A 12,156-nucleotide genomic window follows, 5' to 3' on the forward strand; every position below is an offset into this window, starting at 1 on the left:
ACGCATGACTCAAGTCGACACTGCTGTACGAACACCTATAAATCCCACTGCTTTTCCCAGCTTTGAATTACTTAGCAACGAAGATGTGCCCGCACTGGGGGTGAGCATTGCGGAGTATCGCCACAATAAAACCGGCGCCAGCCACTACCATATAGCCAGCGACAATCCTGAAAATGTATTTTTAGTGGCACTGCGCACCGTACCTAAAGATTCCACCGGCGTAGCACATATTCTTGAACACACCGCCCTGTGCGGCAGCGAGAAATATCCTGTGCGCGACCCGTTTTTCATGATGATTCGGCGCTCCTTAAATAGCTTTATGAACGCGTTCACCAGCTCAGACTGGACCGCCTACCCCTTCGCCAGTAGCAATCGCAAAGATTTTGAAAATCTACTGCAAGTGTATTTAGACGCGGTATTTTTCTCACGCCTTCACCCTCTCGACTTTGCCCAAGAGGGACATCGCCTAGAGTTTAAAGACCCCAAAGACCCGAACTCAGAGCTAGAATTTAAAGGCGTCGTATTCAACGAAATGAAAGGCGCTATGAGTTCGGTATCTAGCCAACTTTGGCATACCCTGTGTAAGTATTTATTCCCCAGCACTACCTATCACTACAATAGTGGTGGCGAGCCAGAAGACATACCTGACCTTAGCTATGAACAGCTGAAATCCTTTTATAAAAGTCATTATCATCCTAGCAACGCGATTTTCATGACCTTTGGTGATATACCTGCGGCAGAACATCAAGCGCGATTTGAAGAATTAGCCTTAACCCGCTTCGACGCGCTGAATACCCATATCGCGGTCGGCGACGAAAAGCGCTACCACGCCCCAATTCGCGTACAAGAAAGTTACCCACTGCCGGCATCAGAGGACACCACCGACAAAACCCATGTGGTGGTCGCTTGGTTGATGGGTAAAAGCACCAAACTCGAAACCCAATTAGAGGCCCAATTACTCGCCGGTGTCTTGCTTGATAATAGCGCCAGTCCGCTAATGCATGCCCTAGAAACGACATCACTAGGTAAGTCTCCCTCTCCCCTTTGTGGGCTTGAAGACTCCATGCGGGAAATGGTATTCGCCTGTGGTGTGGAAGGAAGCAATACCAACAGCATTGATGAAGTAGAAGCTCTCGTCCTCGACACGTTAAAAGCGGTCGCCGAGAACGGAATTCCAAAAGAAGATGTTGATGCTGTATTACATCAACTTGAATTGCGTCAGCGTGAAATCGGCGGCGATGGCTACCCTTATGGATTGCAATTAATTCTTACCGCACTGGGCAGTGCGACACATCGTGGCAAGCCCATCGAGTTACTGAACCTCGACCCTGCCCTGCAGGCGATCAGACTTAAAACAGAAAGCCCTAGCTACATTAAACAACTCGCGCAAAACCTACTTGACAACCCGCACCGGGTTACTCTGGTTATGAGCCCAGATCAGCAAATCCAAACACGCATCGAGCAAGCCGAAAAACAACGACTCAGCCGTATTAAAGATGCGCTCAGCGAAGAAGAGAAGCAAGACATAATCGACCAAGCAGCGGCCTTAGCTGAACGTCAATCTATGAAAGAAGATGAATCCATACTTCCTAAAGTTACTTTAGAAGACGTACCGCTAGACACGCCTGCCCTGCATTGTGACATGTTGCAGTTCGGCAACCTCCCGTACACACGATATGGTCGCGGCACAAACGGTTTGGTCTACCAACAACTGTTAGTGACCTTGCCCGAGCTGAGCGATCGTGAGATTTCGCTGCTGTCCATTTATACATTGGTTACCACTGAGCTGGGATTAGGTGAACAAACTTACTTGCAAGTGCAAGCGCGACAGTCCCAGGTCTGCGGCGGCATTAGCGCCTATACCACCATGCGCGGCGGCATAGACGACGAGCAAACAACTCAAGCCTTCCTTGTATTGTCATCAAAAGCCCTACTGCGCAACGCAAAGGCGCAGGCTTCGCTTATGCGGGAAACCTTTGAGAAACTGCGATTTGATGAACTGGACCGCCTAAAAGAACTTATCGCACAACTCAAAGGACGCAGAGAATCTGGTATCACCGGTAACGGACATGGTTTAGCGATGAGCGCTGCCAGCGCAGGCATGAGTCCCACCGCCAAGATCAATGAGGAACTTGGTGGTTTGAGCGGAATTAGGCTTTTAAAGCAATTAGCGCTTCGTATCGATGATAAAGCCGAACTCGCTGAGCTCGCCGAAGAATTAGCGACAATACACAGTAAAATGCAGGCGAGTGCGAAACAGCTGCTTATCATCGCCGAAGACCATGAGTTGATGAATCTGTGTACTGACATTTCACCAATCTGGCGCGACTTCAACGTGAGTGACCCATCAACGTTTGTTTTGCCAGCACTGCGAACGGTAAACAAAGAATTCTGGGTTGCTAATTCCCAGGTTAATTTCTGCGCTAAGGCCTACCCCACTGTACCATCTGGTCACCCCGACGCTGCGGTACTGACGGTATTTGCAGTCTATTTGCGCAACGGGTATTTGCACCGAGCAATCCGCGAACAAGGCGGCGCCTACGGCGGTGGCGCATCCCAAGATTCCAATATTGCGGCATTCCGCTTTTACTCATACCGCGACCCGCGTTTAGAAGAAACATTAAACGACTTCGACAAATCCATAACGTGGATGCTAAGTACGGCGGTATCTGCTCAGGGCTTGGAAGAAGCGATTTTAGGCGTGGTCAGCAGTATCGATAAGCCAGGTTCACCCGCAGGCGAAGCGAAACAGGACTATCACAGTAATATTTTTGGCCGTACCATCGCCGAGCGTCGGCAATTTCGGCAGCGGGTTCTAGCTGTGACGGAAGCCGATTTACTGCGAGTTTGCGAAACGTATTTTACAAATACCGAAGCAAGTGTGGCGGTAGTGAGCAATGACAGCAAGGCCGAAGCTTTAGCCGAGTGGATCGCGCAGGAAGGGATGACTATTCAACGATTATAAATTGACCTGCTCATGAACATTGCGGCGGCTAAATAAAAATAGCTGCCGCAATGTCAGTTTATTGCCGAATACCCTATTTAGCTGCCGTTGCAGCCTGTAATGCATCAGAGCGCATTTTGTTATATTCGCGTTTTTGCTGCTTATTCAGTAAGCCATAAAAACCGCGCTGGGTATTTAGCAAGGCCTTAGTATGCGCGGTAGAAAGACGCCCCGCTTCCCGGCTCAAGCGAGTCACATCTGAATCACTCAACCTTTCCAAATTAACGCGACGTATACTCTCCTGCGCTGCAACAAGCCCATCACGGATTGTGACTGCCTCTTTCGCATAATTTTCAAGCAAGGTTTTAATCTGCCCTTGCTGAGTCGTTGTTAACTTCAATTTTTCAGTCAACACGTCTAGGCGCGTGCCTCCAAAGGCAGCCTCATCAGCAAACACGGGTGACATAGAAAAACCGCCCAACATAAGGCTCAACAACATTACAAAACTAAGTTTCTTCATTATTTCCCCACAAATATTATGGCATAAACATTATTGAGACATAGTAAACGGAAAAAGTGCCCCGTGCACAGCACAGAAAGTACGTATTAATCGGCAAACGCCTGTGACCATAAGCCGACATTGAATTAAAAATAAATCAGCGCGGCAATTAAAAGCCAGAAAAACCTTGCTTACGCGCAAATGTAAGTAACCTCCGAGCGCAAAGGCAATACAACCGGCGCTTTCCTTAACTTGATCCGGTAATCGATTATCTCAGGGATCAGAAAACGTCCGCACTCAAGCCATCCTTAGCGCTTCGCCCTGGCTCACGTGGCGCGTCACTTGACTCAGAGAAAACAGCCATGGAAATTAGTACCGATCGAGCGAGATGATTTTGAGGGCAAATTTAAAATAGTTCGCGAATATGATCAAACCCAAACCCCTTATACTGCATATAGCGCGTACATTTAGCACGCAACTTAGTATCCGACATATCTTCATTACCGTATTTTTTCTCAAAAAGCGCTCTCGCCACAGCCGACCAATCTACATTTTGCTCGGTAAAAACGTCATCAATTAAGGAATCAGAGATACCACGCTGACGCAATTCAGCTTGAATATACTTCGGCCCATATCCTGAATTCACGCGCAAACGGAAAAATGAATCTGCAAATCGGCTATCTGCTTGTAAGCCCTCTATACTAAGTTGCTCTAGCACTTGGTCAATTTCTGAACACTCAGGGAATTTATGCGACAATTTTTGATGTAATTCCCAACGTGAATACTCCCGCCTAGCGAGAAAATCCATTGCCTTCAGCCTAATATTTTTTTTTATAAAAGCCAAAAAACGTGCTCCAGGTCACAAAAAAGCAGCAATTACGCGTAAAACCTACTATTTCCCTTAACGCAGCTTCGGCAACTACTTATTTCATTAAATCTGTGTAAAGACCAAAGTAAGCACCAAGGCCGAGAGGGAAAACCTGCGCTGTTCGGTCCACTACTTTAATCACGGAGAATGAATCATGTTAAACAAAATTATGAGCAAACTAAACACTTTCAAAAAAGACGAGAGCGGCGCCAGTGCGATTGAGTACGCTGTAATGGCTGCATTGCTTGTTGTTATCATTGTCTTCGGCGTCAGCCTGCTGGGTAGCGGCTCTAGCACCACTGCTGGTATCGGCAAGGCGTTCACAGACATTGCTACCCAACTAGAGTAGTTGTGAGAGTACTCGGTGTTATTACCAGCACTAATTATCATCGTAGTTATAGCGTTTATCGACTGGAAGTATAGACGGATACCAAATAGCTGGCTGGTGATACTCTTGGGATGGGCGGCAAGTTATGCCGCCTTCTCCCCAGAAATTAGCTTCAAAATTATTGCCATGAATGTCGTTATTGGATTGACGCTGACCTTACCCGGGTACATAAAAGGGATTGTAGGTGGCGGTGATGTGAAACTGATGCTGGCAATATCTCCTTTATGGCCACCGATGCAATTACTTAGTATTTTCTCGGCCGGTATTCTTAGTTTGCTGTTGTTAATGGCGATTGCGCATTTTTTCTCTGCGATATCATTAACAAAAGCGCACTACCCAAGCCAATGTAAAAGCACCACTACCGCACCGTTTAAACGAGGCCTCCCACTGGGAAGCGCGATTGCGCTTGGTGCAATAGTTGTCACACTTTTCCGTTTAATAACGTAAACTCAAACTAGCAAGTTATGCAGGGAGCACTGCAATGGTAAACCACAACTTTTATCGCTCAATTAAGCAGCGGCAAAAAGGTGCCGTTGCCATTGAATTTGTGTTCATCTTTCCAGTTTTCTTTCTAATTTGTTACGCCATCATTGTCTATGGCCTAGCGTTCTTACTTGTTCAAAACTTCACGTACTCAAGCGAAGAAGTGCTGCGCGCTGCACTTGTGTGTGAAGATTGCGAGACAGCTGAAGATTGGGAAGCCGAAATTACCGCTATAGCAACTGTGCGTCTTACAAAAGACAATGCTGACGGCCTACTAGTTTACTCTCCTGACTCACTGACTTGGGCTCGGGATTGCAGAGATGCATCTGCGCCAACCGATGGGTCTCCAGCGTTGGATGGTATATTGTGCGAGGTGTCTGTTTCAGCAGCACCTTTGCTAGATGGAATTACCATGCCAGGTTTTGGAAAGTTACCCACGCTACCCAACCTCTTAACTGGTAAAGCCAGCCTTCTTTTTTAATGTTGCATTACGTTTGAGATCGCAGGGACGCTGAATATCCGCACAACAATTGTGGAGATTCTACCCAAAGTGATATAGAAAGGGACAAGTCACAGTGCATATACGTAGCACCCACAATAGAATCACTATGACACAATCAATAATATCCGTTTAAAGACAGTGGTAATAAATAGCACATCAATTTATTGACCTTTTAGGGACACGATTATGCAAGCAAGGACTTTAAAAATTATCGCAGCACTGCTAATTGTTAGCGCAGTGTTTATGGGGATAATAGGATATAAAATTAGCCAGGAAGACTCGTCCAAAAGCCGCTCAGCTCAACAAGCTCAAGCGTCAAACACCACAGATCAAACTGATTTTGCCTATGCGCAAAAACTACTCATAGTAAACCGCGGCATGAACAAAGGTGACATTGTTACCGCAGAAGATGTGCAGCTAATTCCCTACCCATTACTTGTGGAAGGTAGCTTTACCAAAGTTGCAGACATCGTGAACAAAAAGCTCGAATCTAAAGTAGCGGTGGGCGCCATCATTCGCGAGAGCGATTTTGAAAAACAAAGCACACTAGCACCGCATATCAGCCAAGGGTATCGCGCGCTGGCCATCAAAGTTAATGAAGCATCCGGTGCCGGTGGGTTTTTGCAACCTGGTGATCGTGTTGACGTTATCTTTACCACCAAGGCTAGCAAGGAAACGTATAACAAAAGCATGTCTCGCCGGTTGCTAAAAAATGTACGCTTACTCGCTTTCGGAACCGATGTTGAGCGCGACGATAAGGCCATTGTGGTCACCGATAGTAAGAAGAAGTCCAAAGACGAAAAAGAATCCGGCAAAAGTAGCCGTTCAGCAGTCCTAGAAATTGCCTTAGATGACATAGGCGTGCTGACTCTTGCGGAAGAAAGTGGTGACCTAAGGTTGGTAGCGCTAGGCGAAGCCGATATGGACTTAGAAAGTACGGTAACTGACGAAAGCGATGCAGACTTAAATGCAGTGAATCATATTAGTGACGCCGACAAAACTGCCTTTATCCGCGACGTTACCGGCCTCTCCCCGCCACCACGACCTAAATCAATTTATGTTTACAGCGGTGACTCAGTAGAAACAATTTCGGTGCGCAACTAATGAATGCGAGACAAACCATAGGCAAAGGAGTATCCAAAATGAAAAAAGGATTTATATTCGGTTTGCTTCTCGCACTGGTTAGCACCGTGCAAGCAAGCCCGTACAAAACCCTGCGAATGACCATTGGCGAACAGCAAGCACTAAGTACGCAGTACAGTGTAAAACGCAGTGCCATTGGAAATCCCGCAATTGCCTCACTTAAGGTCTTAAACTCAACACAGTTTTTGATTACGGCAAAACAAATTGGCTCAACGCAACTGCTATTATGGCAAGGCGGCGCCGAGCCCACTACGTTTAAGATTGACGTCGTACCCGATATCGCCGGCTCTAGCACAAATGGTGTTGCGATTGACGCGGTGGGAAACAGAATTGTCCTGCAGGGTAAAACCGAATCATTAAGTCAACACGATCAGTTACTGAGCTCAGCTGGCGACGGTGCGATCGACAACACTGTTCAGCAAGGCGCTATTCAAGTACAAACCGACATTCGTATAATTGAATACAGTCGCTCACAACTGAAGCAGATTGGTACCGCGCTCGCCTATACTGGTGGCGATACGTCGATCGCGACAGGCGCGGCAAGCTTACTTCCTATTCTAAGCGGTAATCCTGTCGGTCAACTATTAGGAGGTATCGCAACAGGAACGGATACCTCGTCAATACTTGTCGGCCACGCGACAGGGAACTTTAAAGCTGCCATAAATGCGTTACAACAAAATGGCTACGCCTACACATTGGCAGAACCTTCTTTAGTAAGCCTCTCTGGACAAACAGCGAGTTTCTTGGCGGGTGGCGAGTTTCCCTACCCAGTATCAAGTCGCGAAGGTCAGGTACAAATAGAATTCAAAGAATTCGGCGTACGCCTACGTCTTACACCAACAGTGCTAAGCGAAAACAGCATTATGTTGAAAGTAGCGCCTGAAGTGAGTGATTTAGACTTCAATAGCGGTGTACAGGCCAGTGGTGTTTCGGTCCCCGCTCTTCGAGTACGTCGCACCGACACCGCCATTCAGCTAGCACCGGGTGAGAGTTTCATCATTAGCGGCTTAGTCACTCGAAACACTTTTAACAATGCCAATCGTGTACCTGGCCTTGGCGACATTCCAATTCTCGGATCGCTGTTCCGCTCTACTCGCTTTGAACAAGATGACAAAGAACTGGTAATGATCGTCACTCCACACCTTGTAAAACCGATGGCAGCAAATACCGTTCTACGCGAACTACCTGGTGAAATTTATCAGGACTACACACCATCATTTACAACTATGTTGTTTGGCGACTCGCAAAAAGGTAATAAACCGAAAAATTCAAAATCATCGTCAGCCGGCGTCGGCTTTTCTAACTAAATTGTAGGTATTCCGCCATGAGACTTATCGAACGCAGAACACCGACCAAACCGGCAGCACCAACTGATGATTATGAAAAACTAAAGTCAGATATGCATAAGTTTGTTATCGACCGTATTGAAGATGACAAAATCATATATGACGACAATCAAAAGAAACTGGAAGAGGCGATTTCCGCCTATATTCGTCAGTACTGCCGCATTTATGAAGCCACGATTGATCGCGAAACCTTCAATTCATTAGAGAAACATCTACTGAATGAAATCGTCGGTTTTGGTCCTCTACAGAGCTTACTAGATGACCCGACCATCAACGACATCTTGATTAACGGGCCACGCAATATCTATATAGAACGTGCCGGTGTACTAGAAAAGGCAGATATGCGCTTTTTAGATAATCGCCACGTGCTGCGAGTCATTCGCCGCATGATATCGCCGCTTGGGCGCCGCATTGACGAATCCAGTCCCATCGTCGATGGCCGCCTAGAAGACGGTAGCCGTATCAATGCGATTGTGCCTCCGCTCGCACTAGATGGCCCCTGTCTATCTATTCGTAAATTTCGCAAGGACCCACTAACCGCACAAGAATTATTGGCGACAGGATCAATTAGCGAAGACGTACTTGAGTATTTAACAAACGCTGTTGTCAATCGAACCAACATCCTCATCAGCGGCGCGACGGGTTCTGGTAAAACCACTTTACTAAATATACTCAGCCAATTTATACCACCTACAGAACGTATCGTAACCATAGAAGACGCGGCCGAGCTGCAACTCCGCAATGGCCACGTCGTTCGCTTAGAAACACGCCCAGAGAACAACGAAGGGGTCGGTGAAGTCACGGCTCGAGAACTGGTAAAAAACGCCCTGCGGATGAGACCAGACCGCATTATTGTTGGTGAAAGCCGCGGTGGAGAAATCCTCGACGTACTTCAAGCCATGAACACCGGCCATAACGGCTCAATGAGTACCGTCCATGCTAACTCAGCACGGGACGCCATTACCCGCTTGGAAATGATGGTTGGAATATCCGGCTTCAAGGGCACCGGCGAACTCATTCTCAAAATGATCGGCAGCGCACTAGACCTAATTGTACACATAGGTCGAAAGTCCGACGGCCGCCGCTGCGTACTTCAGATATCTGAACTGCATGTCGTCAATAACGAACTGACGCTAAAAGATATATTTGTGTACGACGATACCAGTAGAAAGGTATTGCGTGTTGACGGCGCTAGAAGTACTGCTCGCGCTACAGAAAACACGCACGCCTGAGAATTAGGGAGCTCATTATGTTATGGATTGCACTCGCTTTACTCCTGGTTGGTCTGGCCTTTGTTGTGCTAATGATCATCAGCGGGGAATCTGACACACCTGCGCCGGAAGATGAGTTAGTCCCGAACTCAGCTGGGCCCAAGCTTCCTGCGGCACTGGAAAACTACCTAGGCAGTAATGGCGTTGAATTACCACCTGCTATTGTTTACGCAGGTATAGCCATTACCGTTACCGGCGTCGCCCTAAGCATAATCGCGCTCCCGCTAAAGGTTGGTGTTCTAGCTGCTGTCGGTGTTCTATTTGTCGCCTTCTCGATGGTGAAGATTATCGGTGCGCAACGACGCGCTAAAATGCTGAGCCAACTCCCCTCTTTTATTAACCAAGTAACCCGCCGTCTATCTGCGGGTATTTCTGTAGAAAATGCCTTTGCGGACTCCGTAGAAACACTAGAGCGCCCCCTTGGCACGGTAATGAGGCGAGTTGTTCGCAGAGTCCACTACGGTTACGACCTGCACCAAGCCTTCGAGCGTGAAGCGCGTGTCAATCAACTTGATGAATTCGATGTGCTTGCGACTGCATTGCGAATCAACGAGCAGTACGGTGGCAGCATCCGCTCCATTCTTGACGATATTGTCGACATCCTACGTATGCAGGACTCCGGTAAGCGTGAACTCAGTGCCATGACTGGCGAAACACGAGTGACTGCAGCTATTTTGGCCGCGCTTCCACCAGGAATTGCAGCATTCACTTTTTACAGTAACCCGAAGTTTCTAACCGATATGTGGAATAGCGCCGGGGGACAGCAGACACTTATGGTTGCCGTTACCATGCAAGTGCTCGGTGTTATCGTCTTATGGCGCATGATCAAATCAATCGGGGCCTAAGGAGAAGAACATGGAAGCACATCACCTTTACTACATTATCGGCGCAGTGATTCTTTGCACCGCGCCCGTACTCCTCTTGGCCATAGCGCATGTTGAAACCGCTTCTTCTGGGAAGTCTGAGGAGTTTGAATTTAGCTCAAAGGATATTTGGCGGCAATTAAGAGAGGAAAACACCCATATCGCATCTTTGTCGCAACTTTTAAGACGCGCCGGATTGCTGAATACTGAACAGCAGGTAAATACCATCTCGATAACGCTGGTCGCCATTATCACCATTGCTTTATGCCTCGGTATATATACATATTTCAATGGAACCCCCCCAACCACCATACTATTTATCATTACTATCGGCTTTGTGCTGTTGGCCTATCTGTCTTATTTCTTCTTGAAGAAAATAGCTGAAAGTCGGCAGGAAAAATTAAATCAGGAGACACTGATACTGGTACAAACTACAAGGATGCTATGGCGCGTGGGATTATCACTACCTAAAACTTTGGCGATTATTTGCGATCAATTGCGCAACCTAGCACCAACCTGCTCACAAGAGCTGCAGTTGGCGGTGAACAAGATCGAATCAGGCCAGAGCCAAGAAGAAGCATTGTACGAATTAATCGGTTGCACCAATGCAGAAGGCTTCAAAGAGTATTTAATTGTAGTTCGTCAGCAGGCCATAACCGGCGGCAGTATTGATAAGGCATTGGATGAACTTTATAAACTATTACAAAACAGACGGAAATTAGACTTGCAGGAACAGGTTAATAAGATGTCAGGAAAGATGTCGTTAGTGATGATGGTATTCTTATTCCCCGCCCTTCTTATTGTTGTTGCCGGCCCCGCTTTAGTATCAATTTCTACCGCATTAGGAAATTTAGGAAATTAGCGCAGGAGCGTATTGCATGATCAAAGATAAGCTTTCAATTTGCAGTTTAACGCTCGTTTTATTAAGCGGTTGTGCGAGCATGCCTTCGTCACAACAAGCATCGGTAGGCAACTGTGATATTCCTGTCAGCAAAAAAGAAAGTGTCACGCTCGATCTCATCGAGCAGCAAGTTGCCGAAAAACAATATTACTCAGCGCTCGCTTACCTCGAGAAAGCCCCTGACAGCTCTCCCCGCGTGCTTCGACTGCGCGCGGAAGCACAGCGTAATACTGGTATGCTCAACGAAGCCTATGAAAGCTATCGAAACCTCAGCCTAACGTGTATGGCAGCCTATGGACATGCGGGCATGGCCAAAATACTCGCCGTTAGGGGAGATATACCCCAGGCTCATCAGCAGATGCTAAAAGCCCGCCGGTTGGCGCCAAGCAATGCGGATATACGCAATGACTACGGTTTCATCCTACTTGCACACAAAGACTTCAAAGGTGCGCAGCGTGAATTCATGACGGCACTCCAATTACAGCCAGGACATCCTGTGGCCATAAGAAATATGGTAATGAGCCTGATTTTAGGAGGCGATAGCAGAACCGCATTACGTATGGCAAAAAACAACGGCATCCCTTCAGAAGAATTCAGACAATTACTCAGTCAAGCCAATGCCTTTAAAGAACCGGCCATCGCCGGCAGCAACAACCGTAAGCAAGGAGCACCACTATGAAAAAACTAACTACGGCCTGTTTTTTTATCGCGTCAATGACATCAGCTACTGTGTTCGCAGAGCCAGAGGTTATTTATACCGAAAATCCAGCACCGCAAACCGCAACTCACCGCCTTCTTGAGATGCAGCGTTCGGGGCAAAATGCCAGTACAGAAGAACAACACCTAAGCGGCAAGGTAAGTACCGAAGTGTATAACCGCTACGTGAGAAGCTTCTCGCAATCTATTCCAGATAGTTTTATCGAAGATACCTTCACCGAAGAGTAGTCA

General features: G+C 47.2%; 13 protein-coding genes. 11 read left to right on the forward strand and 2 right to left on the reverse strand.

The features are described 5' to 3' along the window. Positions 1–4: 4 nt before the first annotated feature. Entirely contained in the window at positions 5–2,965 is a 2,961-nt protein-coding gene (locus tag O9X78_RS04515; RefSeq protein WP_269618419.1) for an insulinase family protein, read from the forward strand. 73 nt (positions 2,966–3,038) lie between these two features. Here O9X78_RS04515 and O9X78_RS04520 read toward each other — a convergent pair whose 3' ends face one another. After that, positions 3,039–3,464 carry a Spy/CpxP family protein refolding chaperone gene (locus tag O9X78_RS04520; protein ID WP_269618420.1) on the reverse strand — a complete coding sequence of 142 codons (426 nt, stop codon included), beginning with the start codon at positions 3,462–3,464 and terminating at the stop codon, positions 3,039–3,041. Between the two features lie 385 nt (positions 3,465–3,849). Then, on the reverse strand, positions 3,850–4,287 hold the full coding sequence (locus O9X78_RS04525) for a regulatory protein RecX (RefSeq protein WP_269618421.1): 438 nt from the start codon (positions 4,285–4,287) through the stop codon (positions 3,850–3,852). A gap of 178 nt (positions 4,288–4,465) precedes the next feature. Here O9X78_RS04525 and O9X78_RS04530 point away from each other — a divergent pair, with 178 nt between their 5' ends. From O9X78_RS04530 to O9X78_RS04575, 10 genes are all read left to right on the forward strand, one after another. After that, on the forward strand, positions 4,466–4,660 hold the full coding sequence (locus tag O9X78_RS04530) for a Flp family type IVb pilin (protein WP_269618422.1): 195 nt from the start codon (positions 4,466–4,468) through the stop codon (positions 4,658–4,660). Between the two features lie 15 nt (positions 4,661–4,675). Then, positions 4,676–5,146, forward strand: coding sequence for a prepilin peptidase (locus O9X78_RS04535; RefSeq protein WP_269618423.1), 471 nt, complete (start codon positions 4,676–4,678; stop codon positions 5,144–5,146). Positions 5,147–5,180: 34 nt separating this feature from the next. Continuing rightward, on the forward strand, positions 5,181–5,663 hold the full coding sequence (locus O9X78_RS04540; RefSeq protein WP_269618424.1) for a TadE/TadG family type IV pilus assembly protein: 483 nt from the start codon (positions 5,181–5,183) through the stop codon (positions 5,661–5,663). A 207-nt stretch (positions 5,664–5,870) separates the two neighbouring features. Beyond that, positions 5,871–6,788: a Flp pilus assembly protein CpaB gene (cpaB, locus tag O9X78_RS04545; RefSeq protein WP_269618425.1), complete on the forward strand. Its 918-nt coding sequence runs from the start codon at positions 5,871–5,873 to the stop codon at positions 6,786–6,788. 38 nt (positions 6,789–6,826) lie between these two features. Continuing rightward, positions 6,827–8,134, forward strand: a complete 1,308-nt coding sequence (locus O9X78_RS04550; RefSeq protein ID WP_269618426.1) for a type II and III secretion system protein family protein — start codon at positions 6,827–6,829, stop codon at positions 8,132–8,134. Positions 8,135–8,151: 17 nt separating this feature from the next. Then, entirely contained in the window at positions 8,152–9,405 is a 1,254-nt protein-coding gene (locus O9X78_RS04555) for a TadA family conjugal transfer-associated ATPase (protein ID WP_269618427.1), read from the forward strand. Between the two features lie 17 nt (positions 9,406–9,422). Continuing rightward, a complete protein-coding gene (locus tag O9X78_RS04560) occupies positions 9,423–10,289 on the forward strand; it encodes a type II secretion system F family protein (protein ID WP_269618428.1) in 867 nt (288 codons plus the stop codon). A 10-nt stretch (positions 10,290–10,299) separates the two neighbouring features. After that, positions 10,300–11,169: a type II secretion system F family protein gene (locus O9X78_RS04565; protein WP_269618429.1), complete on the forward strand. Its 870-nt coding sequence runs from the start codon at positions 10,300–10,302 to the stop codon at positions 11,167–11,169. 16 nt (positions 11,170–11,185) lie between these two features. After that, complete coding sequence (locus O9X78_RS04570; protein WP_269618430.1) at positions 11,186–11,887, forward strand: tetratricopeptide repeat protein; 702 nt, start codon at positions 11,186–11,188, stop codon at positions 11,885–11,887. Then, the gene (locus tag O9X78_RS04575; protein WP_269618431.1) at positions 11,884–12,153 is read left to right on the forward strand and encodes a DUF3613 domain-containing protein; all 270 of its coding nucleotides are present in this window, start codon (positions 11,884–11,886) and stop codon (positions 12,151–12,153) included. Before O9X78_RS04570 ends, O9X78_RS04575 begins: the two co-directional genes overlap by 4 nt. Positions 12,154–12,156: the final 3 nt, after the last annotated feature.

This window comes from Zhongshania aquatica (genome assembly GCF_027257955.1).
GTDB lineage: Bacteria > Pseudomonadota > Gammaproteobacteria > Pseudomonadales > Spongiibacteraceae > Spongiibacter > Spongiibacter aquatica.